The sequence below is a fragment of the Novosphingobium sp. TCA1 genome (assembly GCF_009811895.1).
GTDB lineage: Bacteria > Pseudomonadota > Alphaproteobacteria > Sphingomonadales > Sphingomonadaceae > Novosphingobium > Novosphingobium panipatense_A.
Map to the genome: position 1 here is coordinate 1 of NZ_BLJH01000027.1, position 23,635 is coordinate 23,635.

At 66.4% G+C, this 23,635-nt stretch carries 23 protein-coding genes; 14 read left to right on the forward strand and 9 right to left on the reverse strand.

Features of this window, described 5'->3' with window-relative positions; genetic code table 11:
* Nucleotides 1-116: 116 nt before the first annotated feature.
* The 4 genes from NTCA1_RS22430 to egtD all read left to right on the forward strand — a co-directional run bounded on the left by NTCA1_RS22430 (nucleotide 117) and on the right by egtD (nucleotide 4,323).
* Nucleotides 117-953: an alpha/beta fold hydrolase gene (locus tag NTCA1_RS22430; protein WP_159831896.1), complete on the forward strand. Its 837-nt coding sequence runs from the start codon at nucleotides 117-119 to the stop codon at nucleotides 951-953.
* 211 nt (nucleotides 954-1,164) lie between these two features.
* Nucleotides 1,165-1,863: a YoaK family protein gene (locus NTCA1_RS22435; RefSeq protein WP_159831897.1), complete on the forward strand. Its 699-nt coding sequence runs from the start codon at nucleotides 1,165-1,167 to the stop codon at nucleotides 1,861-1,863.
* A 140-nt stretch (nucleotides 1,864-2,003) separates the two neighbouring features.
* Nucleotides 2,004-3,320 carry an ergothioneine biosynthesis protein EgtB gene (gene egtB / locus NTCA1_RS22440; RefSeq protein ID WP_159831898.1) on the forward strand — a complete coding sequence of 439 codons (1,317 nt, stop codon included), beginning with the start codon at nucleotides 2,004-2,006 and terminating at the stop codon, nucleotides 3,318-3,320.
* A 1-nt stretch (nucleotide 3,321) separates the two neighbouring features.
* Entirely contained in the window at nucleotides 3,322-4,323 is a 1,002-nt protein-coding gene (gene egtD / locus NTCA1_RS22445; protein WP_086493759.1) for an L-histidine N(alpha)-methyltransferase, read from the forward strand.
* Between the two features lie 391 nt (nucleotides 4,324-4,714).
* Here egtD and NTCA1_RS22450 read toward each other — a convergent pair whose 3' ends face one another.
* Together NTCA1_RS22450 and NTCA1_RS22455 are read right to left on the reverse strand one after the other, a co-directional pair.
* Nucleotides 4,715-6,055, reverse strand: a complete 1,341-nt coding sequence (locus NTCA1_RS22450; RefSeq protein WP_086493760.1) for an ATP-binding protein — start codon at nucleotides 6,053-6,055, stop codon at nucleotides 4,715-4,717.
* Nucleotides 6,055-6,759 (reverse strand): response regulator transcription factor, encoded by a 705-nt coding sequence (locus NTCA1_RS22455; RefSeq protein ID WP_236549523.1) that lies wholly within the window; start codon nucleotides 6,757-6,759, stop codon nucleotides 6,055-6,057. The genes NTCA1_RS22450 and NTCA1_RS22455 overlap by 1 nt, the downstream gene beginning before the upstream one ends.
* Nucleotides 6,760-6,943: 184 nt before the next feature.
* Between NTCA1_RS22455 and NTCA1_RS22460 the strand changes: the two genes are divergently transcribed.
* From NTCA1_RS22460 to NTCA1_RS22480, 5 genes are all read left to right on the forward strand, one after another.
* A complete protein-coding gene (locus tag NTCA1_RS22460; RefSeq protein ID WP_159831899.1) occupies nucleotides 6,944-8,248 on the forward strand; it encodes a glycosyltransferase family 1 protein in 1,305 nt (434 codons plus the stop codon).
* Between the two features lie 7 nt (nucleotides 8,249-8,255).
* Nucleotides 8,256-8,888 (forward strand): DedA family protein, encoded by a 633-nt coding sequence (locus NTCA1_RS22465; protein ID WP_159831900.1) that lies wholly within the window; start codon nucleotides 8,256-8,258, stop codon nucleotides 8,886-8,888.
* Nucleotides 8,889-8,937: 49 nt separating this feature from the next.
* Nucleotides 8,938-9,630 carry a hypothetical protein gene (locus tag NTCA1_RS22470; RefSeq protein WP_159831901.1) on the forward strand — a complete coding sequence of 231 codons (693 nt, stop codon included), beginning with the start codon at nucleotides 8,938-8,940 and terminating at the stop codon, nucleotides 9,628-9,630.
* 164 nt (nucleotides 9,631-9,794) lie between these two features.
* Nucleotides 9,795-10,112: a hypothetical protein gene (locus tag NTCA1_RS22475; protein ID WP_159831902.1), complete on the forward strand. Its 318-nt coding sequence runs from the start codon at nucleotides 9,795-9,797 to the stop codon at nucleotides 10,110-10,112.
* A 44-nt stretch (nucleotides 10,113-10,156) separates the two neighbouring features.
* Nucleotides 10,157-10,723: a DedA family protein gene (locus tag NTCA1_RS22480; protein WP_159831903.1), complete on the forward strand. Its 567-nt coding sequence runs from the start codon at nucleotides 10,157-10,159 to the stop codon at nucleotides 10,721-10,723.
* Nucleotides 10,724-10,845: 122 nt separating this feature from the next.
* Here NTCA1_RS22480 and NTCA1_RS22485 read toward each other — a convergent pair whose 3' ends face one another.
* From NTCA1_RS22485 to NTCA1_RS22495, 3 genes are all read right to left on the reverse strand, one after another.
* Entirely contained in the window at nucleotides 10,846-13,200 is a 2,355-nt protein-coding gene (locus NTCA1_RS22485; protein WP_159831904.1) for an adenosylcobalamin-dependent ribonucleoside-diphosphate reductase, read from the reverse strand.
* Between the two features lie 372 nt (nucleotides 13,201-13,572).
* Complete coding sequence (locus NTCA1_RS22490; RefSeq protein WP_159831905.1) at nucleotides 13,573-14,142, reverse strand: TetR/AcrR family transcriptional regulator; 570 nt, start codon at nucleotides 14,140-14,142, stop codon at nucleotides 13,573-13,575.
* Nucleotides 14,143-14,283: 141 nt separating this feature from the next.
* The gene (locus tag NTCA1_RS22495; protein WP_086493769.1) at nucleotides 14,284-15,033 is read right to left on the reverse strand and encodes a siderophore-interacting protein; all 750 of its coding nucleotides are present in this window, start codon (nucleotides 15,031-15,033) and stop codon (nucleotides 14,284-14,286) included.
* 175 nt (nucleotides 15,034-15,208) lie between these two features.
* Between NTCA1_RS22495 and NTCA1_RS22500 the strand changes: the two genes are divergently transcribed.
* The 4 genes from NTCA1_RS22500 (at nucleotide 15,209) to NTCA1_RS22515 (ending at nucleotide 17,930) form a co-directional block, all read left to right on the forward strand.
* A complete protein-coding gene (locus NTCA1_RS22500; RefSeq protein ID WP_159831906.1) occupies nucleotides 15,209-15,586 on the forward strand; it encodes a DUF1622 domain-containing protein in 378 nt (125 codons plus the stop codon).
* Nucleotides 15,587-15,592: 6 nt separating this feature from the next.
* A complete protein-coding gene (locus tag NTCA1_RS22505; protein WP_086493771.1) occupies nucleotides 15,593-15,985 on the forward strand; it encodes a YidH family protein in 393 nt (130 codons plus the stop codon).
* Nucleotides 15,986-16,035: 50 nt separating this feature from the next.
* Nucleotides 16,036-16,926 carry a hypothetical protein gene (locus NTCA1_RS22510; RefSeq protein ID WP_159831907.1) on the forward strand — a complete coding sequence of 297 codons (891 nt, stop codon included), beginning with the start codon at nucleotides 16,036-16,038 and terminating at the stop codon, nucleotides 16,924-16,926.
* A 161-nt stretch (nucleotides 16,927-17,087) separates the two neighbouring features.
* On the forward strand, nucleotides 17,088-17,930 hold the full coding sequence (locus tag NTCA1_RS22515; RefSeq protein WP_159831908.1) for an outer membrane beta-barrel protein: 843 nt from the start codon (nucleotides 17,088-17,090) through the stop codon (nucleotides 17,928-17,930).
* A gap of 8 nt (nucleotides 17,931-17,938) precedes the next feature.
* On the opposite strand, the gene NTCA1_RS22520 is transcribed toward NTCA1_RS22515, so the two are convergent.
* The 4 genes from NTCA1_RS22520 to NTCA1_RS22535 all read right to left on the reverse strand — a co-directional run bounded on the left by NTCA1_RS22520 (nucleotide 17,939) and on the right by NTCA1_RS22535 (nucleotide 20,868).
* Nucleotides 17,939-18,268, reverse strand: a complete 330-nt coding sequence (locus NTCA1_RS22520) for an SMR family transporter (RefSeq protein ID WP_159831909.1) — start codon at nucleotides 18,266-18,268, stop codon at nucleotides 17,939-17,941.
* Between the two features lie 241 nt (nucleotides 18,269-18,509).
* Nucleotides 18,510-19,097, reverse strand: coding sequence for a hypothetical protein (locus NTCA1_RS22525; protein ID WP_159831910.1), 588 nt, complete (start codon nucleotides 19,095-19,097; stop codon nucleotides 18,510-18,512).
* On the reverse strand, nucleotides 19,094-19,906 hold the full coding sequence (locus NTCA1_RS22530) for a DUF2092 domain-containing protein (protein ID WP_201282570.1): 813 nt from the start codon (nucleotides 19,904-19,906) through the stop codon (nucleotides 19,094-19,096). Before NTCA1_RS22530 ends, NTCA1_RS22525 begins: the two co-directional genes overlap by 4 nt.
* A 116-nt stretch (nucleotides 19,907-20,022) precedes the next feature.
* On the reverse strand, nucleotides 20,023-20,868 hold the full coding sequence (locus tag NTCA1_RS22535; protein ID WP_159831911.1) for a hypothetical protein: 846 nt from the start codon (nucleotides 20,866-20,868) through the stop codon (nucleotides 20,023-20,025).
* Between the two features lie 404 nt (nucleotides 20,869-21,272).
* Between NTCA1_RS22535 and NTCA1_RS22540 the strand changes: the two genes are divergently transcribed.
* The gene (locus NTCA1_RS22540; protein WP_159831912.1) at nucleotides 21,273-23,594 is read left to right on the forward strand and encodes an arylsulfatase; all 2,322 of its coding nucleotides are present in this window, start codon (nucleotides 21,273-21,275) and stop codon (nucleotides 23,592-23,594) included.
* Nucleotides 23,595-23,635 lie beyond the last annotated feature (41 nt).

Below are 23,635 nucleotides of genomic sequence, written 5' to 3' on the forward strand. Positions count from 1 at the left end.
TACGGTATCGGCATCAATTACGCCAAGACCATGTTTGGCGCATCCGAGGGCGGTCACTGAGTTCAGTCGAAGCCTCCAAAGAATACCAACCCAACTCTCGATCAAGGATCAGCATCATGGCATATGTAACCACCAAGGACGGCGTCGAAATCTTCTACAAGGACTGGGGCCCGAAGGATGCCCAGCCCATCGTCTTCCACCATGGCTGGCCGCTCTCGTCGGACGACTGGGACGCGCAGATGCTGTTCTTCCTTTCCAAGGGCTACCGCGTCGTCGCCCATGACCGCCGCGGCCACGGCCGTTCGGAACAGGTCAGCGACGGCCATGACATGGATCACTACGCAGCCGATGCCTCGGCGGTGATGGAACATCTCGACCTCAGGAACGCGGTCCATATCGGCCACTCGACCGGCGGCGGCCAGGTTGCCGCCTATGTCGCCCGCTACGGCATCCCCCAGGGCCGCGTCGCCAAGGCCGTGCTGGTCAGCGCCGTGCCGCCGATCATGATCTCGACCGATCGCTACCCGGACGGCCTTTCAGTGGAAGTGTTCGACGGTTTTCGCGCCGCTCTGGCCGCCAATCGCGCCCAGTTCTTCCGCGACGTCGCCGCCGGGCCGTTCTACGGCTACAACCGCGAGGGTGCCGAAGTCTCCGTGCCGGTGATCGACAACTGGTGGCGCCAGGGCATGATGGGCAGCGCCAAGGCGCACTACGAAGGCATCAAGGCCTTCTCCGAAACCGACCAGACCGACGATCTCAAGGCGATCACCGTGCCCACGCTGGTCCTGCACGGCGATGACGATCAGGTCGTGCCCTACAAGCACGCCGGCGTGCTCCAGGCGGAGATCCTGCCGAATGCCACCCTCAAGATCTACGAGGGCTATCCCCACGGCATGCTGACCACCCACGCCGATGTCCTCAATCCCGACCTGCTCGCCTTCGTGCAGGCCTGACCCATACCCGCTTTCGCCGCGCTCCTCACCCGATACGAGCGCGGCGAAAGCCACGGGCCTCGCACAAAAGGCCCACCAGCGCCGATGCCCGGCGCCGCTTTTCCCAAGACCCAGCCCTGTCCTGAACCCGGTTCGGGATTTCCCAGATCAAGCTGGCCGCGCCGGGTTGCCCCGCCGCGCGGATCGGCCTTCCCGAATACCGGAGTTCGACATGACGCCCCCCACCTCTTCCGCCCGCTCCACCCTGCCGCAATTGCTGCTGCTGCTCTCCGCCACGACCGGCCTGGTCGATGCCGCCTCGGTACTCGGCCTCGGCAAGGTCTTCACCGCCAACATGACCGGAAACGTCGTGTTCCTGGGCTTCGCGGCAGCGGGAACACCCGGTTTCAAGGTGCTTCCCGCCGTGCTGGCGCTGCTGGCCTTCATGGTCGGCGCCTGGGGCGCGGGCGGCCTGGCCCGGCGCCATGTCGATCGCCCGCTGCGCCGCTGGCTGATCTGGGCTGCGGTGATCGAGGCCGGATTGCTGTGGATCGCCGCCGCCATCTCCACCCGGATCGACGTCGCCGCGCAGGCCCCCGAGCTGGCGGTGCTTTCGGTCATCGTCCTGACCGGCTTCGCCATGGGCCTGCGCAATGCCACGGTCCGCTCGCTGAAAGTGCCCGACCTCACCACCACCGTGCTGACCCTGACCATCACCGGCATCGCCGCCGACATGACCGGCCGGGTTTCGCCCAACTTCGCGCGCCGCCTGGGCGCCGTGCTCTCGATCTTCCTCGGCGCCGCGCTGGGAGCCACCCTGCTGCTCCATGTCGGACTCGCCGTGCCGCTGATCCTGGCCGGAGCCATGGTGCTGGGCGCAACCCTGCTGTTTGCTCGCGATCCCGCCTCCGCCGCACCACATCGGGTCTGAGAGGCGTTTTCTGGAAATTCCGCCCCGGACGGAACCTCCCGGCCTCCCGAGCACTACCTAGCCATGCCTCCTCGGTTTTGCAGCAATTCTGCAGGCGAGGAGGTTCCGGCGTGCCCACGCGGGCAGCGGAAGGAGAGCGCATGAAGCCCCAGTCGATCCCTGCGGACCTGCACCCCGCCCCTCATGCCACCCCTCACGCCCCCCCTGACGCCCTCGGCATCGCCGAGCGGTTCCGGCGCACCCGCCGCCTCAGCCGCGAACTGGTGCAGAACCTCAACGAGGCCGACGCCGCCGTCCAGTCCATGCCCGATGCCTCGCCCGCAAAGTGGCATCTCGCGCATACGACATGGTTCTTCGAGACGTTCCTGCTGCGCGATCACACCCCCGGCTACCGCCTCCACGACGCTCGCTGGCCCTTCCTATTCAACAGCTATTACGAGGCCGAAGGCCCCCGCCTCGCCCGGCCCGAACGAGGGCTGCTGACCCGCCCCACTCTCGCGGAAGTGCTGGCCTATCGCGACCATGTGGACGCCGCCATGCTGGAGGCCCTGCCCGCGCTGCTCGAACATCACGGCGAACTGGTGGAACTGGGCATCCAGCACGAGCAGCAGCATCAGGAACTGCTGCTTACCGATATCAAGCACTTGTTCTCCCGCAATCCGCTGGGGCCTGCCTATGCGCCCGCCCCCGAGGCACCGCGCACAAGCCCCGGCCCCTTGCGCTGGATCGAGGGCGCGCAGGGGCCGGTGGAGATCGGCGCCGAGTCCGAGGCCAGGGCCGATGCCCGCTTTGCCTTCGACAACGAACTGCCGCGCCATCCCACATGGCTGGCGCCCCATGCCCTGGCCAGCCGCCCGGTGACGAACGGCGAATGGATCGAATTCCTGGCCGACGGCGGATACCGCACAGCCTCGCTCTGGCTGTCCGACGGTTGGGACTGGATACAGCGCGAAAGCGTGGCGGCACCGCTCTATTGGCACGGTGAGGAGCAGTTCACGCTCTCCGGTTGGCGCGAGGTCGATCGCGACGCGCCGGTGACGCATATCTCGTTCTACGAGGCCGACGCTTTCGCAACCTGGGCAGGCGCCCGCCTGCCGACCGAGCAGGAATGGGAAAGCGCCGCCTTCGCGCATGATGCACTGGGCGGCATGCAACTGGACCGCGCCGACCCCGTACAACCCCGCGCCGAACAGGAAGCCGCCGTTTCGGGCGGGTTCACCTCGCTCTACGGCAATGTCTGGGAATGGACCGGCTCGGCCTATCGCCCCTGGCCCGGCTACCGCCCGGCGGCGGGCGCGGTGGGCGAATACAACGGCAAGTTCATGTCCGGCCAGTTCGTGCTCAAGGGCGGCAGCTGCGCCACCCCGCGCGGACATGCCCGCGCATCCTACCGCAATTTCTTCCATCCCCATCAACGCTGGCAGTTCACCGGCCTTCGCCTCGCAAGGAGCCTCTGACATGTATTTCACGGCCCCCCGGATCGACGAAAATCCGCCTGCCGCAAATGCCCTCCGGGCGGATCCCGCGTTCCGGGCCGACGTGCTGCAAGGGCTGGCGCAGCCCCGCAAGGCGATTCCGGCGCGCTGGTTCTACGACATGCGCGGATCGCAGCTTTTCGAGGCGATCACCCAGGTGCCCGAATACTACCCCACCCGCACCGAAACGGCTTTGCTGAAGGCGCATTCCGGCGAAGTGGCCGAAAGGGTCGGGGCCGATGCGACGGTGGTGGAATTCGGCTCGGGCAGCTCGATCAAGACCCGGATCCTGCTGGGCGCCATGCCGCGCGCCACTTACGTGCCGATCGACATCTGCGGCGAGTTCCTGGAGGAAGCCTGCACGGCGCTCCAGCGGCTGTTCCCGGCCTTGCGCATCATGCCGGTCGAAGCGAACTTCATGAACCCGGTACAATTGCCGCTTCGACCTGACGAAGCCCCGCGCGCCATGCTGGGCTTCTTCCCCGGCTCGACGATCGGCAACCTCACCCCCGAGGCCGCCGTGGACCTGCTGCGTTCCATGCGCGAAACGCTGGGCGAAAGCGCGCACCTGCTAATCGGGATCGACCGGGTCAAGGAACCGCGCCGCCTCGTCTCCGCCTACGACGATGCGCAAGGGGTGACGGCGCTGTTCAACCTCAACCTGCTCCAGCGCATCAACCGCGAACTGGGCGGCTCGATCCCCGTGGGCGAATTCCGCCATGTCGCCCGCTGGAACCCCACGGCGAGCCGGATCGAGATGCACCTCGAAGCGCGCCGCGCGATCCGCTTCGAAGTGGACGGCCATGCTTTCCGCATGGAAGGCGGGGAGACCATCCACACCGAAAACTGCCACAAGTACCGCCCCGGCGAGATGCGCCTGTTGCTCGCTGCCGGCGGTTGGCGCGAACTGGAGCACTGGACCGACCCGCAAGGCGATTTCTCGCTGATCCTGGCGCAGGCGGACGGGGCGCAGCGGGAACCGTAAGGGTTTCGCGCGGCCCCTTCCGCTCCTTTCATACTTTCCTTCGCCCTGCCCACCCCACTCATGCTGAGCTTGTCGAAGCATGGAGGGCAGGGCGCCACGCCTCGGGGCCTTCGACAGGCTCAGGCTGAGCGGGATTGAGAGGGCTGAGCAGGGCGGAAGGACTGGGCAGGGCGGAAGGAAGGACTGGCCGGGGCGGGAGCCGCAAGGGCCAATCACGGCCACCCCTCCCGCTCCCCTCATACTTTCCCTCGCCCCGCCCACCCCGCTCATGCTGAGCTTGTCGAAGCATGTAGGCATGGCGCCACGCCTCGGGGCCTTCGACAAGCTCAGGCTGAGCGGGGTTGAGAAGGTAGGATTGAGAGGCGCGATTGAGAGGACAGGTCCTCCCCCATCACGCCTCCGGCGCAGGGTGGAAACGCATGCGGAACAGCGCCCCGCGCGGGGTGTTGGCGCCGGCTTCCAGAACTCCGCCGCTGCGCGCCATGAGTTCGCTGGCGATGGCGAGCCCCAGGCCCGAGCTGCGCTTCAGGTCGCGCCGGGCCGAGGCGAAGCGGGCGAAGAGTTCCTCGCCGCTTTCCATCGGCGGCAGGCCCGGCCCGTCATCGGCAACGCGGATCTCGGCGGCGGGATCGACGGTCACGCTGACATGGGTGCCCGCCGGGGTATGCTTCATCGCATTCTCCAGCAGGGAATCGAGCGCCCGCGCGGCCAGGTGGTGCGATGCGAAGACGGGCACGCGCTCGGCGCCGAGGATCTCGATATCCTGCCCGCGCGCGATGAACAGCGGGGCGATGGCGGCCACCCGCTCCTCGGCCACGGCGCGCAAGTCCGCCACTTCGCCGGGATCGCAGGCCATGGCGTCCACTTCGGCCAGCAGGAGCAGGCGCTCGACGATGGCTTCCAGCGCATCGATCTGGCGTTGCAGGCGCGGCTGCGCTTCCGCCGATCCTTCCTGCGCCACCAGCAGGCGCAGGATCGACAGCGGCGTGCGCAATTCGTGCGCCGCATCGGCCGCGAAGTCCCGCTCGATACGATAGGCCTGTTCCACCCGGTCCAGCGCGGCATTGATCGCGGCCAGCAGCGGCAGGACTTCCTCCGGCATTCCGCCGGTATCGACGCGCTGCTGTAGCTGGTAGGGCGAAACCTGCCCCACCTCGCGCGAGGCGCGCTTGAGCGGCGCCAGCGACTGGCGCACGATATAGGCGTCAACCGCCAGCAGGCCGATCAGGAAAACTGCCAGAAGCCCCCCGCCCACCAGCGCGATATCCGTGCGCAGATCGTCGAAGATGACGTCGGGATGGTCGAGGTTCTGGACGATCACCAGCCAGCTCCCCGGCTCGCCGACCAGCGGCATGGAGACGCCCGAATAGATCCGCGGCCCGCGCACTCGCTTGAAATAGGCCGCGCCCTTACGGGTGGGCACCGAAAGCGAAGGGTCCGACCGCAAGTTCTCGATAGCGACGCGGCGGCCCTGATCCTCGATCCAGAAGCTGAAGCTGGAACCGCCGCCGCGCAGTGCCGAGGCGGACTCTTCCGAGATCGACCATCCCCCCGCGCGGCGATGGAGGCCGCCCTGCATCTTGCCCGCATATTCGTTCAGGATCTGGCGCTGCAGCCGGTCCCCGGTGCTGTCGATCAGCAGCATCGCCCCCCAGGCCGCCAGCACCGCCGTCACCAGCGTGGCCGCGGCATGGAGCAGCAGGATCCGCCGCAGGATCGAATGGCTGGCCATCAGGGCGCGGCGCGCAGGAGGTAGCCGAGCCCGCGCACGGTGACGATCTCCACCCCGGCGCCCAGCGACTGGAGCCTTCGGCGCAGGCGATGCACGCTGACTTCCGCCGCATTGGAGGAAAATTCCTCGCCCAGCCCGAAGAACACGGATTCGATCTGCGTCTTGCGCACCACCTTGTCGCGGTGGCGCATCAGCAGATCCAGCAATTGCACCTCGCGCGGGGCCAGGACGATGCTGGCATCGTCCACCCGCACCGTCTGCGTGGCGATATCGTAGCGCAGCCGCCCGCAGGCGATCTCGCCGCCGTTCTCGCCCATGGCGCGGCGCAGCAGGGCGGCGACGCGGGCGATCAGCTCCTCGGCGGCGAAAGGCTTGGGTAGATAGTCGTCGGCCCCGGCGTTTAGCCCGGCCACCCGGTCGGCAATGGCCGAGCGCGCGGTGAGCACCAGCACCGGCAGGAAATACCCTGCGGCGCGCAGCGAGCGCAGCAGTTCGATACCATCCTGATCGGGCAGGCCAAGGTCGAGCAGCAGCGCCGAATGATTGCCCGCCTCCACCAGGATGCGCGCTTCCTCGGCCGTGGCGACGATGTCGTTGCCGAAGCCCGCCTCGCGCAAATGGGTGCCGATCAGTTCGGCCAGATCGGGATTGTCCTCGACGATCAGCAGGCGCATCGGACGCAGGGAGCCGTTTTCATGCCCCATCTATCGCGGCGATGCCGGCCCGGCGCAACCTTACCTTCCTTGCCCTCTTTCCCAGCCCGGCACGGCATCCCAAAGAGGCGCCTGCTTGTAAGGTTGCCGTAAGCGAAGCCGGAATAGCGCGGGTCCCGAGCACCATGCGGGCCCCTGCCCGGATGATCGAAGCCCGCAAGATCGAATTCTGGACATGAAGCCGCTAGCCGAAACCGCGCGCGCCCCGCGCCGCAACGACGCGTCACCCGCGCCCCTTTCCTCCCGTCGGCCCCGCGTCGCGCTGTTCTCCGGCAACTACAATTACGTGCGAGACGGCGCGAACCAGGCGCTCAACCGCCTTGTCGGCTATCTCGAACGGCGCGGCTGCACGGTGCGGGTCTATTCGCCCACCTCCCCCACGCCCGCCTTCGCCCCGGAAGGCACGCTGGTCTCGGTCCCCTCGGTGGCGATCCCCGGGCGCGGAGACTACCGCTTCGGCCTGGGCCTGCCCCGCAGCATCCGCGCCGATCTGACGGACTTCGCACCGGAAATCGTGCATGTCTCCGCCCCGGACTGGACCGGAACCGCCGCCCAGCGCATGGCCCGCCGGATCGGCATTCCGGTCGTCACCAGCCTGCACACCCGCTTCGAGAAATATGCCGCCTTCTACGGCGCCAGCCTCGTCCGCCCCGCGATGGAGCGCCATCTTGCGCGCTTCTACCGCAATTCCGACCGCATCCTGGTGCCAACCCCCGCCATAGCCGAGGAATTTGCCGAGGCCGGACTGGCCGATCGCACCCGGCTCTGGGGACGCGGCGTGGACCGCGCCCAGTTCACCCCGCTGGCGCGCGACCCGGCCTGGCGCCGCGCCCTGGGCATTGCCGACGGCGAAGTGGCCGTGCTCCATTTCGGCCGCCTCGTGCGCGAAAAGGGCCTCGCCGCTTTCGCCTCGCTCTGCCGCCGCCTGATCGCGGAAGGCCTGCCGATCCGTCCGCTGGTGGTGGGAGACGGCCCCGAGCGGCAATGGCTGGAACAGAAGCTGCCGCAGGCACGCTTCGCCGGGCATCTCATGGGCGCTGACCTCGGCCGCGCCGTCGCCAGCGCCGACCTGTTCCTCAATCCCAGCACCACCGAGGCTTTCGGCAACGTGACGCTGGAAGCCATGGCCTCGGGCCTGCCCACCGTCTGCATCGACGTGCCGAGCGGGCGCAACCTGCTGCACGGCGGGTCCGGCCTGCTCTTCGCCCCGGGCGACGAGGACGGCGCCATGGCGGCCCTGCGCCTGCTGGTGCAGGACCACCGGCGCCGCGCCCGCATGGGCACTTTCGCGCGCGAGGCGAGCAAGGCCTACGACTGGGACGGCGCCTCCCATCAGGTTCTCGAATGCTACATGGACGTGCTCGGGCGCAGCCTGACGCCCTCGGCACAGGTTCAGACGCCGGAACAGAGGGCGGAGCAGCAGGTCCCAGAGCAGCAGACCCCACAGCAGCAGACCGGCGCGATCCGGCGCGCGGCCTGAGCCTTTCATGGACGGCGTGATCTCTCAGGTCGGCGCATTCGTATCGACCCACGGCATCTGGGCCGGACCGGTCGTCGGACTGCTCTGCTTCGGGGAATCGCTGGCCATCGTCGGTCTCTTCGTGCCCGCCACGGCGGTCATGCTGGCGATCGGCGGACTGATCGGTGCCGACGCGCTGGACGCCTGGCCGATCTTCCTATGGGCCGTGGCCGGATCAATCCTGGGCGACTGGGCCTCCTATGCCTTCGGCAACCGCATCGGCCCGCGTGTCTATCGCCGCTGGCCGCTCAATCGCCACCGCCCGGCCGTGGCGCGGACCCGCCTGTTCTTCCGCAAGTACGGTTTCGCGGCGATCTTCATGGGCCGCTTCCTCGGCCCGATCCGCGCGACGGTGCCGCTGGTGGCGGGCGTGCTCGCCATGCCCCGCAGGCCCTTCCAGGTCGCCAATATCGCCTCGGCCTGCCTCTGGGTGCCGCTGATGTTCGCACCGGGCTATCTCGCCGCCGGACCGCTCGGCGCGGCGCTGGCGATCGACGAGGGGAAACTGGTGCTCGGCGGCCTGTTTCTCGCCGCCGCGGCGATGGGCGCGACCTTGCTGGGATCGCGCCTGCTCGGGCGGCGCAGGCGCCTGAAAACATGAAGACGGACAACAATGGGGTGATCGAATGGGCATGAAGAGGATCGAGGCGATGGGTAGCAAGACACCGATGCGGCGCGGGGGCCTGCTTGCGAGCGGCGCGGCGGCGTTGCTGGCGGGATGCGGCGCGCCGCCCAAGGTCGCCGTGGCGCCTCCGCCGCCGCCGCCCGTGGTGGTGATCCCGCCCCGCCCCCTGCCCCCGCTGGGCGCCTCGCCCACCATGGCCATCCCGGCGCGGCTCGCAGACGGTACGCGCCCCACCGTCAATAGCGGGGTTTCGGCGGCGCAGGCGCTCTGGAACCTGCGTTCGGCCTATAACGTGGCCGCGCTGAACTGCACCGGCGATCAGGGCGCGCCGATCCTGGCAGGCTATACCGAGTTCCAGAAGAAGTACGCCAGGACGCTGACCGCCACGAACAAGGCGCTCGACAAGGAATATCGCGCCCGCTTCGGCGCGAAAGCCATTCGCGAGCGTGAGGCCTACCAGACCCAGGTCTACAACTTCTTCGCCCTGCCCCCAGTCGTGCCGTCGCTCTGCCGCGCCGCGCTGGAATTGACAGGCGCGCTCCAGGCCGTGCCCGCCGCGCAGCTCGAAGGCTTCGCGGCGGCATCCGGCCTTGCCGGGGCGGAAGCGCCGTTCCGCGCCTTTTTCGACAGCTACGAGCAATATCAGAGCGATCTTGCGGCCTGGGAATCCCAGTACGGCGCCAGTTTCGCCGCCGCCGAAGAGGCACCGCGCAGCTGAGCGGCCCGGCAATCGATTGGTGGATTAATATTTCTGCAATGCAAAAATACTGTGAAAAAGACCCTGTAAGGATGCTGTAAGCGCGTCTAGAATAGATCCTGCATATCGGCCCGAAGCCTCCATGGCGCGGGACGATCTGCGGGGGCATTCTGGGAACGAACGGCGTGACGGACCACGATCTCATTTCTTCGGCATGCGTGCCGGCACCTGAAGGTTTTTTCGTTTCCACCCGCGCCGGCTTCGGCCGCGAACCGGCAGTGGCGGCGGAAATGGACCAGGTGCTGGCCTGGCGCATCGATACCTTCAAGATACGCGGGGACGCGGTTCCGCTCTCCACGGTCACGCCTGTGACCATCAACGGCAGCCTCGATTCCGCCGAATACGCGCTGCTGCGCCCCGACGGCACGGTCGAGTATCCCGATGGCTCCTCGATCGCCGTCGGCGGCAGCACACGCCTGCGCCTGGTGGACGACAAGCTCTGAAGATCACACCAGGAACCGGCGCAAGTACGCGCCGTTCCTGAGGGATGTCGCTGGAAACCCTGATCGCCCAATTCGGCCTTCCCGCCATCGCCCTGGGCGCAGCGGTGGAAGGCGAAACGGTGGTCCTGACCGGCGGCCTGATCGCGCACCAGGGGCTGCTGCCGCTCTACGGTGTGATGGCCGCCGCAGCCCTCGGCTCCTTCGTCTCGGACCAGTTCTTCTTCCTGCTCGGCCGCCGCTTCCGCACGCACAGGCTGGTGCGCAAGGTGACCGAGAGGCCCACGTTCGCCCGGGTGCTGGCCATGCTGGAGCGGTACCCCACAGGCTTCATCCTGGCTTTCCGCTTCCTCTATGGACTGCGGACGATCAGCCCGATCGCCATCGGCACGTCCGCGATCCCGGCGCGGCGCTTCATCCTGCTCAATGCGCTGGCGGCGCTGCTCTGGGGCATGGTGATCGGCGGGATCGGCTATAGTTTCGGCGAAGCGGTCGAACTCGCGTTCGGCCACTTGCGCCGCTTGGGACACCTCGCCCTGGCCGTGACTGCGCTGGTCGGCGCGGCCACGGCCGTGGCGCTGCTGGTGCGAAGCCGCCTGAACCGCCCCTCCTGAGCACCCCACATCACATCCGCTCATCCTGAGCCTGTCGAAGGATCACAGCGCGGCGCCAGCGCCCTTCGACAGGCTCAGGGCGAGCGGAGGGGGGTGTCAGGCCCGATGGAGGGTTGAAACTCTCAGCCGCACTTGCTGAAGCCGCATTGCCGGCAAGTGAGGCAGCCTTCCATCATGATCGCCGCCTCCTCGCCGCAATTCGGGCAGGTTTCTCCGCCGGGAACCGGGGCGGAAGCGGCAATTCCCTTTACCGGCTCCCCCACGGGCGCCTGCGCATGTTCGCGCAGGATGCGGCCGATCAGAGCGATCAGGCTGGGCGCGTAGCGGCCCTTGGTATCGTGTTCGAGCGCCACGAAAGCCCCGCCCTTGGCCGAGTGGACCCGCTCCAGTTCCTCGAAGATGAACACCGCGTCGCCGCGCCTGCAGACCGCCGAAAGCGTGCGCGTCAGGGCGGCCATGGTCTCGAAATTCTCCGCCGAACTGGTGTTGATGAAGATCTCGAAGGGAATGCGGCGGCCGTCCGGGGCGAGGTAGTCGTTGATGGTGAGGTAGTAGTTCTCCCCGTCCACCGGCCACTTGATCTTGATCGTGCGCCCCGGAAGCGTCTCCGGCCGCCGCGGCACCGGCGTTTCCGCCGGAAACGCGGGCACTTCCGCCCGAGGTGCCTGCTCCGCCGTCTTCGCCGTTTCCGCAACCGGCTCGGACAGCACCGATCCGCGCACGCCGCTGGGGCGGTAGGTGGTGCAACCCTTCATGCCCTTTTCCCAGGCCATGAGGTAGACCGCGCGGAAAGCCTCGTAAGTCATGTCCGCCGGGCAGTTGATCGTCTTGGAGATCGCCGCATCCACCCATTTCTGCGCGGCGGCGGCCACGGCGATGTGGTCTTCCACCGTGAGTTCCAGCGCCGTCACCATATGGGGCGGCAGCGGCGCGGCCGGGTCGAAACCGGGCAGGCGGCTGTAGAGATACCAGCCGTAGTCCTCGACCGTGAAGCTCTCGGTCCGCTGCTCGGTAGCGGTCTGCTCGACCACGACGGCGCGGTTGTAGCGCCAGGAAAAGCTCGGCTCGATGCCCGAACTGACATTGCCGTAGAAGATGCTGGTCGTGCCGGTGGGCGCGATGGTGAGCAGCACGCCGTTGCGGATGCCGTGCTTGGCCACGTCCTTGCGGATATCGGCGGGCAGCCGGTCCAGCATCGGCGCGCGCGCGAACTTTTCCCGGTCATAGGCCGGAAACGGCCCGCGTTCCCGGGCCAGCTCGATCGAGGCGCGATAGGCCTCGGCCGCCATGGCCGCGCAGATCTCCTCTACCTGGGGCACGCTCTCCTCGCCGTAGCGCAGGCCAAGCTGCTGGAGCAGGTTGCCGAGGCCGGTGAAGCCCAGCCCCACGCGGCGCTTGGCCTGGGCCTCCAGCCGCTGGTCCTCGGTAGGGAAAGGCGAGGTTTCCAGCACGTTGTCGAGGAACCGCACGCCGACCTGCACTATCTTCTTCAGCCGCTCCCAGTCCACGCGCGCCTGCGCCGTGAAGGGATCGAGCACCATGTTCGCAAGGTTGACATGCCCCAGGTCGCAGTCACCGTTGGGCGGCAGGGGTTGCTCGCCGCACGGGTTGGTGGCGGAGATCGTCTCGCAATAGGAAAGGTTGTTGAGCCGGTTGACCCGGTCCACGAAGACGACGCCCGGCTCGGCATATTCGTAGGTTGTGCGGGTGATCAGGTCGAACAGTTCCACCGCGCGCATGCGGCGATAGACGTACCAGGGCTTCCCGTCGCGCTCGGTGACGGCGACGTGGCTGCCGTCGGCGCGGGGCACGGAAAAGCCCAGGTCCCAGTCCGCATCGGCCGCCAGCGCGGCCATGAAATCGTCGGTGATCGCCACCGAGACATTGAAGTTCTTCAACACGTCCTTGCGGGTCTTGGCCTCGATGAAGGCGATCACGTCCGGGTGCCAGACCGGCAGCATCGCCATCATCGCCCCGCGCCGCGAACCGCTGCTGCGGATGGTCACGCACATGCCGTCCCACATGACCATGAAGGGGATAACGCCCGACGAAACCGAGGCGGTGCGCGCCACGAGCGCGCCGTCCGGCCGGATCGTGCCGAAGTCCATGCCGATGCCGCCGCCCTGCTGCTGCGTGAAGGCGGCCACTTTCAGGGCCTCCATGATGCCCACGCCGGGCAGATCGGGTTCGGTATCCATGGAATCCTGGATCGTCGGGCTGACGAAGCAGTTGATCCAGGTCACCCGCTTGCCGGTGCCCGCGCCCGCGAAGATGCGCCCGCCCGGCACCCAGTCGCGCGCTTCCAGCGCCGCCAGCGCCTCCGCCGCATGGGCGGGATCGTCCTTGGCATAGACGCCCGCCACGACGCGGCGAAAAGTATCCGAAGGGCTCTGCTCGTCGGCGTGGCGATACTTCTCCTTCCAGACGTGCAGGGTGACGGGCTGGTCGAGAGGGCCGGACGAAGTCGAGGTCGACATGATCTTTCCTTGTTGAGGTCGGGGTTGAGGTCGGGGTTGAGAGCGGGTGGACGCCGGGCGCGCGCCGTCACTGGCCATCACCGGGGTAACGACCGCGCCCTGATTTAGTTTTTCGGGATTTGGTTGTCGGGAGAGGCCGCCGCGTCAGGCGGAAGGCGGACGGGCGTTTTCGGCCCCGAAATTCGGGGTTCGACCATCCGGCCCATGAACGTTCAGGGCGCGAGTCTTCACGGCGCGAAACGGCGCCTGGTCAGCGATCATGACGGCAATCTCCATCGGCGGACGATGGCTTCGTCCCCCGATGGATTCAGGATACTCATGGGTTTTTCAAATACAACCCCGAGAGGAAATTTTCGCAGGTGTTCCAGCCCGTCACCGGGTCAACAGGGGCGGAAGTGCCAGCCGCACGAGGTCACCGGCGCTCGGCGCGGCCACGAATGTCAGGGCCGGGGCGAAGGCGATCTCGAACAGCAGGGCGCCCAGCACTTCGGGTTCGGCATCGGCTTCGGGGAAACGCGCCAGGAGCCAGGCCCCCAGCTTGTGCCATTGCCCGCGCACGATCTCTTCCTGGCGGCGCAGCGAATCCTTTCCGCGCGCCACCCGCGCATGTTCGAGAATGGTCAGCGACCAGCCGCCGAACTGAGATCGCTCGTCCGCCCATTCCGCCAGAATATCGACGATTTCCGGGAGATTTGAGGCCATTTCCAGCCGCGCCAGCAAGTCGCGCAGGTTCTCGCCGGTTTCCGCTTCCAGCACGGCCAGGAAGATCGCTTCCTTGCCCGGAAAGTTCGAATAGACCGCCCCCTTGCTATAGCCCGCCGCTTCGGCGATGCGGTCGAGAGAGGTGATCGCATAGCCATCCCGCCGGAACAGCTCGCGCGCCGATTTCAGCAGCCGAAGGCGCGTGAGCGCCTGGCTTTCACTCCGCGTCAGACGCGTCATAGAACCTGCTTCTCCTGTCGGTCCGCCTCGTCCGGGCGGCCTTTTGCTTGTCTATCCGGTGCAGGGGCAAAGGCCCCTGAACCGAATACTTATTGGTATTTCAATTATCGCTCCGGCCCGTTCGGAGCGGCGAAGATCCCGTCAGCTCTCGAACTTCTCCGTGGTATCCGCCGCACCCTTGACCCAATAACCGCTCGCTTTCAGCCACTGCGGTACATGGCCGAGTTCCTCCAGCACATAACTGCGCAGGACCCGTGTGACCCCGCCTTCGGCGGCGATGAAGATGAAGCCGTCGCCCGAAGGCGGCACGAACCGGCGCAGCGCCGCCAGCAGCGGCTCCGCCTCGCCCGCCTGGGCAGCAGCGCGGTGGACCCAGATCGCCTCGTGGTTCGCCTCGGTCTGGAAGGTCTGTTCCTCGTCTGCGCCGGTCACCGCCACGATGCTCGTCACCGGCGTTCCCGGCGCGAGTTCCTCGATCCGGCGCCCGATCGCGGGCAGCGCGGTCTCGTCTCCCACCAGCAGCCACCAGTCGAAGTCCTGCGGCACCACCAGCGAGCCGCGCGGTCCGCCGATCCGCGCCTCGTCCCCGACTTTCACGCCACTTGCCCAGGCCGTGACCGGCCCGGCTTCATGGAGGGCGAAATCCACCGTGAGTTCGTTGGTCTCGGCATCGTAGCGGCGCGGCGTATAGTCGCGCATCGCGGTGCCTTCCCCTTCGCCTTCTGACGCGAAGACCTTGATATGGTCATCGGGGGCCAGGCTGGTGAAACCGGAGAGTTCCTCGCCGCCCAACGTAAGGCGCAGCATGTTTGGCGTGACGTGCTCCACGGCCTTCACCACCAGCGACCGGCGCTGGAGTTCGTGACGGACGCGGTTGATCTGATGCTTCATGCAGTCTCCTGGGAAAAAGGTCCTTCCCTCTGCGATTGAGATACTCACGGGTATCCCTGACTTCAAGCTCGGATCTCCGGGGCATACGTTATCGTTGCCGGGGATTCTCCCGATGGGCAAAGCCACCCCTGACGGAACATCTTCCTGCGGTCCCGGACGAGGAAGGACCCGGCCCATGGAAGACGCACTTCACACCTTTGCGGAATATATCGCGCTCGGCGTCAACCTGTTGGGGATGCTGGCCATTGCCATCGGCTCCATCCAGGGCGCGATCGGCCTGACCCGGCTGCTGCTCTTCAACGGCAACGAGGAGGAGCTGGGACCGGTCTGGCTTTCGCTGGGCCGCTGGCTAGTGGCAGGACTTTCGTTCCAGCTTGCCGCCGACATCGTCGAGACGACGATCGCGCCCAGTTGGGACGACATCGGCAAGCTGGCGGCGATCGCCCTGCTGCGCACCATGCTCAACTATTTCCTCGACCGCGACATGGAGGGTGTGCGCGAACGCGCCGAGCGCCGCGCCGAGGCCCGGCACTCGGGCGCGGCGCGAGGTTGAACGGCCATGCCAGACCGTGAACTGCCAGCCCTGAAGCCCATCCTGCCCTCGGACCTCGGCGCGGTGCGCACGATCCTGGCGGCGGATCGCACGCTGATGGCCTGGATCCGCACTTCGCTGTCGATGCTGAGTTTCGGCTTCACCATCTACAAGTTCCTCCAGGCCCTGGCCGACCATGGGCAGATCGCCAAGACCGACAGTCCGCAGCATGTCGGCATGTTCCTGGCGGCAGCGGGGACCGGGGCCATGCTGCTGGGCTCCGTCAGCTACTGGGTGACCTTGCGCGACATCGCCCGCGCGCAGCCGTTCCGCCTCTGGCGCTCGCTGCTGCTGGTCGCCTTCGTGATGTCGGCGGCGGGCGTGATGCTGTTCGTCGCCATCGCCAAGCGCCTCGTGTGACCATCTGACCGCCTGCCCATCGTCATTTTCCGCATAGGGAGCCCGTACCCATGGAACCGTCCAGCCCGCTCTCCGCCGTTCCGATCCTCATTCTGGGCCTGATCCTGCTGGCCGTCGTGATCGGCCTGACCTGGGCCGGAATGCAGTACGGAATCTCCGCAATGGAAAAGCGCCGCGCCGCCGCGAAACGGGCGGGTTCGTCAGAAGCGGATGATACCGACGACGACGTCAACGGCGCCATCGTCCCCGCCATGCTGGGCCTGCTGGCCCTGCTGCTGGGCTTCACGTTCGCGCTGGCGGTGGACCGTTTCGAAACCCGGCGCGGACTGGTGCTGGAAGAGGCCAATGCCATCGGCACCGCCTATCTCCAGACCCAGGTGCTGCCCCAGCCCCACCGCGAGCGCCTGAGCGCGCTGCTGGTCCGCTATACCGACAACCGCATCGCGCTGGCTGCCGGCCCCCTGACCGAGGAACGGCGCAGCCTGCTGGCGGAGAACGACCGTACCGTCAACGACATCTGGGCGGCGACGCTGGCCGGGTTCGACAGCATCAAGAACCTGGATATGTCCAGCACCTTCGTGTCCTCGATCAACGCGGTGATCGACCTCGATACCTCGCGCAAGACCGGCCGCATGGCCCATGTGCCCGAGGAAGTGTTCTGGGTGCTGATCGTCTACGTGCTCGTGGTGGCGGTGATCATCGGCTACATCATCCGCACGCGCTCCAGCTTCTATCTCGCCTGCGTGATGCATGTCCTGGTGGTCATGTCGCTCATGCTGATCATGGACATAGACCGGCCCGCATCCGGCGGCATCCGGGAATCGCAGTTCCCGATGAAGCTGCTCAGCCAGTCCATGCATGCCGAGCCGCGCTCCGCCTACGATCGCTGGCGCACCCTGCCAGCACCGGCACCGTCACCAGCCCCTGCGGTATTGGATTAGGAAGGCGGAGTAGGGGTTTCCCCGAGGTAGTCCCAGGGGCGTCCCCGATACGCGCGGATCGGCCCCCGCCATATTCTGACGCCAGGCCGATCGGCCCTTATCATTCTGAAATGCCTCGCCCCTTACCATTCTTGAAATGCCTCGCATTGAAGGAGCAGACCATGGAAGCCCGGATTTCCCATGCGGTTCCAACCCGGATCGCCCTGCTGGCGGCAGCATCGGCGACCTTCGGTCTTTGCGCGCCTGCTTCCGCCCAGACGCTGGACAACAAGTACTGGATCAGCGCCATGGCCTTCTACCCGCGCATCGATACCGACGTGCGCGTGGCCACCGCCGCCCAGGCCGATATCGGCACCGACATCGATTTCGAGAAGGACCTCGCGCTCGACCATGACGAGATCCTGCCCTCGTTCTCGGGCGGTGCGCGGTTCGGCCGAGTGATCGTGGGGGCGGACTTCTACAAGCTCGACCGCAAGGGCCAGATCGGCCTCGCGCGCGACATTTCCTTCGACGGCGTGGTCTATCCCGCCACCGCCCAGGTACGCAGCGGCTTCGAAAGCGAGATCTACCGCCTCACCGTAGGCTATGCCTTCGTGCAGAATTCCTCGGTGGAACTGGGCGCGGCGATCGGTGCCCACGTCACCCGCTTCGACATGTCGATCAGCGGCCAGGGCAGTGTCGGCGGGCAGGTCGGGCAGACCGAAGTGCGCCGCCGCGACGCGCTGGCGCCGCTTCCCACGATCGGCGCCTTCGTCACCTACAAGGTCGCGCCGCGCGTGGAACTGAACGGGCGGTTCGACTGGCTTTCGCTGAAGATCGACGACTACGACGGCCGCCTGCTCAACGCCCAGGTCGGCGCCAACTATGCCGTGGCGAAGAACCTCGCGCTGGGCGTGGCCTACCGCTACGTGGACTACCGCCTGGGCATCGACAAGGAGCGCTGGAACGGCCGCGTGCGCTACAAGCTCCATGGCCCGGCCGTGCTGCTTCAGGCTTCGTTCTGAGTGCGAACTCAGTGCGCGGATGAGGCGGAAAAGACGTTCATGACGACGACGCCCGCAACGATCAGCGCCATGCCCAGCATGGCGGGCAGATCGAGCTTCTGGCCCTGAAATATCCAGGCCGCCGCCGCAATCAGGACGATGCCCGAACCCGACCAGATCGCATATGCAATGCCGGTGGGAATGGTCTTGAGCGTCAGCGACAGGCAATAGAATGCGACGATATAGGCCAGGGCCGTGACGGCGCTGGGAAGCAGCTTCGAAAAGCCGTCCGACTGCTTCATGAAACTGGTGCCGATCACTTCAGCGACGATGGCGGCGGCAAGCAGCAGATAATTCACGCGCGTTCCTCTTTTTCGATCGGAACGCACGCCTTCACGAAGCGTCGCCCCGACATGGTCAGGTTGACGCCGTGGCTGGGAAGAACCCTCTCGGGGGCGCAGGAGACACCACCCTGCAACTCTATTCTCGGCCCGGCTGCTCTAGCAGGATGCAAGAGGGCCGTCACGCTGCCTTCAACTCGCACAGCCAAAAAGGGCGGCGCAGAAGACCTGCGCCGCCCTTTTTCCCTTGGCTCTTCGCTCAGCGCGGCGGGTTGACCACCACGTATTGCACGGATGATCCCGAGTACTGCGGCTGATACCAGGTATTGCCGCATTGCGAGTAGCTGATGCCGTTGACCACGGTGGTCGTGCAGCTGGGCGGAACGCTCCTGACGATCGACCCGACCACCGCGGCGGTGGTGGCGGCGACTGCCATCGTCGCCACCGGGTGCCAGTGATCGTCCCAATCGTCCCAGTCGTCGTGGTAGCCGCCGTGATAGTCACCGTGGACGTTCACATCGACGTTGCGGTTGACGTTCCGGTTCACGTTGCGGTTGCGATCGACGTTGTGGTTCACGTTGGTCGAGGCACTGGCGCGGACGGGCGGGCGTCCGCTCGCGGTACGGGTCGCGGCAGGACGCGCGGCAGCGGCATGGGCGCCGCCGCCTGCGGGTGGGCGCGCGTGCTGACCTCCACCGGAGGGACGGCGCTGCGGGGCCATGGCCGCTTCGCCGCTCACATCTCGGGCCTCCAGCGGCAGGCCCAAGGCATGGGCCGGGGCGATCTCCACCGCCGCCAGGGCAAGTCCGGCGACGAGCGCCAGCGGCGTGCGAACGATTCCGTTCATTGTGCTTCTCCCTTGCCCGATGCGGCTGCGGTGCCGTCTATATCCGCCATGGTGATGCGATGGGCGCCGGCGGGCGGCGTGAATGTCAGATCGGCCGGACCGGGCTTCACTTGCGTATCCCAGTGCAGCACCGCGACATATTGCGGCATGGCCGGATCGTCCTTGTTGGTGATCACCATCTTGCAGGGCAGCGGGCGGGCGCCGTCCTCGATCCAGATCTGCCAGTCCACTTTCTCCTGCCGGAAGGCATAGTGCATGCACTTGCGCTCGCCGATGGTCTCGGGGCGGACCACCATGGCCTCCTGCACGCGCGAGCGCAGGGTCTGGTCGGTGCCCCAGGTGAACAGGTCCGCCAGCGGAAGCTCGATGTCGTATTCCCGCTTGGCCTTGTCGATCGTCAGCCCGATCGAGGAAGCCGCCTCGAAACTGGCGTAATAGCCGACGCGCGGGGCGAAGATCGTGAAAGTCTTGCCGTCGTAATACATCTCGCGGCTCTGGCGGTCGGAATCGGTGACGATCTTGAAGGCGTCGGGCCGCCGGGCGAGAATGTCGAAAGTGCCGCCGAACTGGATCTTCTGGCCGGTCAGCAGCACCTGCTCGGTGGTCGCCTCGCCGGTCACGCGGAAGCTGCCCAGCGTCAGCAGGAAGGCGCTCATGCCGTCCATCGCCTTCATGGCGGCGGGGTCGATCGGGCTTGAGGCGTCTGCCGCGGTCGCAGCGCTCTGCGCCTGGGCCGCGATCGGCACTGCCACGGCCAAAAGCGCCGCGCCTGCCGCCAGAGCCGATCCGACAAAACCGGAACGTGCCATATGGTTTCTCCTGTGAGGTCGCCGGACCTCCCGGCCGTCCCGACTATCGGCCCCTGCGGGAGACAACCCCATCGGGGTTTGTTCCGAGTTCGCCCGGAATTGATCCGCTATTCATCCTATTCCGGGAACAGCAGCGTCATCACGAAACGGGCGCCCCATTCGGGCCCGTTGCGCGCACGTTCGGGATAGTAGCGCGCGCCCACGCCCAGGCTCACCGGCTGCTTGCCGAACTTCACGACATGGCTGACCGACAGGTTCACCGGCACCACCCAGTCCTTGTTCTTCCAGTCGTAGCTGGTCTCGGTATTGAGCGCGAAGCTGGTGGAATCGGGCAGGGTCTTGGTGATGAAGGGCTGCATGAAGGTCTGGCTCACGCTGTTTGCGGAAGACTTGCCTGCGAAGGACCAGATGTGATTGGCGAGGAAGCCGTAAGTGAGGCCCCGGTTTTGCTTGAGCAGCACCGCCGTAGGCCCTGCGCCGAACTTGTCGGCCGTGAAGGTGGACTTGCCGGTGGGCCAGAGGATCGCCGGCCCCACGCCCCAGACGATGCCGTTCTTCGCCGCCTTGGGAGAGAGGAAGAAGCTCTGGAGCGTATCGCCCAGCCCCGTGTCGCCGCCCGCCCCACGCACCGTTTCCTCCTGGCTGATCACCGGCAGGATGGTGCGGGTGATCAGGTTCCAGTCCTTCGATAATCCGAGCGGGATCACGGGCTGGATGTTCAGGGTATAGCGGTCTCCGCCCGCCGGGCCGTAGCAGCAATCGTAGTTGGATTGCAGCGGCACCGAGATCAGGCTGGACACCGGATTGGCGAGCTGGTCGGCCAGGGCCTGCCCGTCCGACGCGGCGCTTGCCCCTGTGCCTGACGGTGGCTCGGCTTCCTGCGCGCGCGCCGGTTCGCTCATCGCGCCTGCCGAGAGCAGCGCGGCCGGAAGCACGAAATGCTTCATCGCCGGGATCCTCATTGCCTCATTCTCCCTTTGCGTCTCCACAAAGGCTCCCGCGCATGAGCGGCCATGGCTATCGGCTATTTCCGCGGCTTCGCATGGGGAGAAACCCGCAGGGCCAGGATGGGATGCCCATCTGAAAAATGCCCGCATGGGCATTTTTGAATGCGGCACCGGCCCACGCCCCCACCCGGCCTCCCATCTAGGATACACTGAATGGGAGGTCGGGTGGGGGCGTGGGCCGGTGCCGCAAAATCCGCCTGCGGCGGATTTTCAAACATGTCAGGGAATCGCCCCGGCCTTCCTCGGGAGAGTCCCGATGGCTTCGATCCGACGATCCGGTACCCCAAGAAGCGTGACGTGCCGCAGGAGCCGCCGAACCGTCCTTGGCGCGTCACGCCCCCACGCAAAGGAGACCGGCCGTGTCCCAGAAGGAATTCAAAGGCGTCATCAAGCTCGATATCAGGGATTCGAAAGCGGATTGGGAACCGTTCCTGCCGCCCGTCGCGCCGAAGGACGCGCCCAATGTCCTGATCGTGCTCTACGACGATACCGGACAGGCCGCGTGGCAGCCCTATGGCGGCGCCATCAACATGCCGACGCTCCAGAAGCTGGCCGATCGCGGGCTTACCTATACGCAGTGGCACACCACGGCGCTGTGCTCGCCGACGCGCTCGTGCTTCCTGACCGGGCGCAACCACCACCTCAACGGCATGTCCTGCATCACCGAGGCCTCCAATGGCTTTCCGGGCTGGAGCGGCCGCGTGCCTGAAAACTGCATGTCGATCGGCCAGGTTCTCCAGGCCAACGGCTACAGCACCTTCTGGCTGGGCAAGGACCACAACGTGCCCGAACAGGACATCTGCTCGGGCGGGCCGAAGTCGGAATGGCCGCTCCAGAAGGGCTTCGACCGCTATTACGGCTTCCTCGGCGGCGAGACCAACAACTGGTATCCCGATCTGGTCGAGGACAACAAGTTCATCGACCAGCCCTATCTGCCCGAGGACGGCTATCACCTGTCGAAGGACCTGGTGGACCAGTCCATGCAGATGATCCGCGACCAGAAGGCCAGCAACCCGTCCAAGCCCTGGTTCATGTGGCTCTGCCCCGGCGCCAACCACGCACCGCACCACGCGCCCAAGGAATATGCCGACAAGTACAAGGGCAAGTTCGACGACGGCTACGACGCCTATCGCAAGTGGGTGGTGCCCCGGATGATCGAGAAGGGCCTGCTGCCCGCCGACACCAGGCTGGAAGACTTCAACCCCGTCCGCGAGGATCAGGCCAACCCCGGCGACTACGTCCGCCCCTGGGAGGAACTGAGCGCCGAGGAGAAGAAGCTCTTTTCGCGCATGGCCGAAGTCTATGCCGGCATGTCCGAATATACCGACGTGCAGGTCGGACGCCTGATCGACTACCTGGAACAGAGCGGCCAGCTGGACAATACCATCGTCCTCTACTGCTCCGACAACGGCGCTTCCGGCGAAGGCGGGCCGAACGGTTCGGTCAACGAGAACAAGTTCTTCAACAACTATCCCGATTCGATCGAAGAGAACCTCAAGTATCTCGACGTGCTGGGCGGGCCGGAAACCTACAACCACTATCCCACCGGTTGGGCGGCGGCATTCTCGGCGCCGTACAAGATGTTCAAGCGCTATTCGGAATATGCGGGCGGCACCGCCTGCCCGATGATCATTTCCTGGCCCAAGGGCATCAAGGCCAAGGGCGAAGTGCGCAACCAATACCACCACGCGGTGGATCTGGTTCCGACCCTGCTGGAATGCATCGGCATCGAGATGCCGGAAACCTTCCACGGGGTGAAGCAGCATCCGCTTTCCGGCGTGTCGATGAAGTACAGCTTCGAAGCCGACGGCGCCACGCGGAAGAAGCGCCAGTACTACGCCATGCTCGGCACGCGCGGCATCTGGGAAGACGGTTGGAAGGCCGCCGCGATCCATGCCCCGCTGACCGGCAAGGGCCACTTCGACCAGGACGACTGGGAACTCTACCATGTCGACAAGGACCGCTCGGAATCGATCGACCTGGCCAAGGAGCATCCCGAAAAGCTGGAGGCCCTGATCAAGGCCTGGTTCGAGGAAGCGGACGCCAACAACGTGCTCCCGCTCGACGATCGCAGCGCCGCCGAAGTGCTGGGCACCGAACGCCCCTCCACCGAAGCGCCGCGTGAGCGCTACGTCTACTATCCCGGCACTTCGCCGGTGCCGGAAGGCGTGGCCGTCAACGTGCGCGGGCGCAGCTACAAGATCATCGCCGATGTCGAGATCACCGACAGCACCGAAGGCGTGATCTTCGCCCATGGCTCACGCTTCGGCGGGCACTCGCTGTTCATCAAGGACGGCAAGCTGCATTACGTCTACAACTTCCTCGGCATTAAGCCGGAGCAGAAGTTCACGTCCGACAAGCTCGTCCCCGGCAAGTATTCGCTGGGCATGGAGTTCATCCGCGAGAAGTCAGGCGAATACGGCGAATCGCTGGGCAAGACCACGCTCTACGTCAACGAGCAGGCGGTCGACTCCGGCGACATGAAAACCCAGCTGGGCAAGTTCACGCTGTCCGGCGACGGCCTGTGCATCGGGCGCGACAGCGGCGATGCGGTCAGCGAGGACTACAGCTCGCCCGGCGAGTTCAAGAACGGCACGATCTTCGGTGTCGGGGTCTCGGTCGAGAAGGAGCAGTATCTCGACCTCGAAAAGCTGGCCGCGGCGGCCATGGCGGTGGACTGACCGCTCTCGCAGCCGATAGGTCCGAAGGTGGATGGGAGCGC

What these genes read in the sequence shown, in the direction of transcription:
- egtD (WP_086493759.1), top strand. Translation starts at nt 3,322, where the DNA reads ATGTATTTCACGGCCCCCCGGATCGACGAAAATCCGCCTGCCGCAAAT.
- NTCA1_RS22480 (WP_159831903.1), top strand. Translation starts at nt 10,157, where the DNA reads ATGTCGCTGGAAACCCTGATCGCCCAATTCGGCCTTCCCGCCATCGCC.
- NTCA1_RS22515 (WP_159831908.1), top strand. Translation starts at nt 17,088, where the DNA reads ATGGAAGCCCGGATTTCCCATGCGGTTCCAACCCGGATCGCCCTGCTG.
- egtB (WP_159831898.1), top strand. Translation starts at nt 2,004, where the DNA reads ATGAAGCCCCAGTCGATCCCTGCGGACCTGCACCCCGCCCCTCATGCC.
- NTCA1_RS22495 (WP_086493769.1), bottom strand. Translation starts at nt 15,033, where the DNA reads ATGAAGCATCAGATCAACCGCGTCCGTCACGAACTCCAGCGCCGGTCG.
- NTCA1_RS22455 (WP_236549523.1), bottom strand. Translation starts at nt 6,759, where the DNA reads ATGGGGCATGAAAACGGCTCCCTGCGTCCGATGCGCCTGCTGATCGTC.
- NTCA1_RS22450 (WP_086493760.1), bottom strand. Translation starts at nt 6,055, where the DNA reads ATGGCCAGCCATTCGATCCTGCGGCGGATCCTGCTGCTCCATGCCGCG.
- NTCA1_RS22525 (WP_159831910.1), bottom strand. Translation starts at nt 19,097, where the DNA reads ATGAACGGAATCGTTCGCACGCCGCTGGCGCTCGTCGCCGGACTTGCC.
- NTCA1_RS22490 (WP_159831905.1), bottom strand. Translation starts at nt 14,142, where the DNA reads ATGACGCGTCTGACGCGGAGTGAAAGCCAGGCGCTCACGCGCCTTCGG.
- NTCA1_RS22460 (WP_159831899.1), top strand. Translation starts at nt 6,944, where the DNA reads ATGAAGCCGCTAGCCGAAACCGCGCGCGCCCCGCGCCGCAACGACGCG.
- NTCA1_RS22530 (WP_201282570.1), bottom strand. Translation starts at nt 19,906, where the DNA reads ATGGCACGTTCCGGTTTTGTCGGATCGGCTCTGGCGGCAGGCGCGGCG.
- NTCA1_RS22465 (WP_159831900.1), top strand. Translation starts at nt 8,256, where the DNA reads ATGGACGGCGTGATCTCTCAGGTCGGCGCATTCGTATCGACCCACGGC.
- NTCA1_RS22430 (WP_159831896.1), top strand. Translation starts at nt 117, where the DNA reads ATGGCATATGTAACCACCAAGGACGGCGTCGAAATCTTCTACAAGGAC.
- NTCA1_RS22485 (WP_159831904.1), bottom strand. Translation starts at nt 13,200, where the DNA reads ATGTCGACCTCGACTTCGTCCGGCCCTCTCGACCAGCCCGTCACCCTG.
- NTCA1_RS22470 (WP_159831901.1), top strand. Translation starts at nt 8,938, where the DNA reads ATGGGTAGCAAGACACCGATGCGGCGCGGGGGCCTGCTTGCGAGCGGC.
- NTCA1_RS22510 (WP_159831907.1), top strand. Translation starts at nt 16,036, where the DNA reads ATGGAACCGTCCAGCCCGCTCTCCGCCGTTCCGATCCTCATTCTGGGC.
- NTCA1_RS22505 (WP_086493771.1), top strand. Translation starts at nt 15,593, where the DNA reads ATGCCAGACCGTGAACTGCCAGCCCTGAAGCCCATCCTGCCCTCGGAC.
- NTCA1_RS22500 (WP_159831906.1), top strand. Translation starts at nt 15,209, where the DNA reads ATGGAAGACGCACTTCACACCTTTGCGGAATATATCGCGCTCGGCGTC.
- NTCA1_RS22535 (WP_159831911.1), bottom strand. Translation starts at nt 20,868, where the DNA reads ATGAGGATCCCGGCGATGAAGCATTTCGTGCTTCCGGCCGCGCTGCTC.
- NTCA1_RS22435 (WP_159831897.1), top strand. Translation starts at nt 1,165, where the DNA reads ATGACGCCCCCCACCTCTTCCGCCCGCTCCACCCTGCCGCAATTGCTG.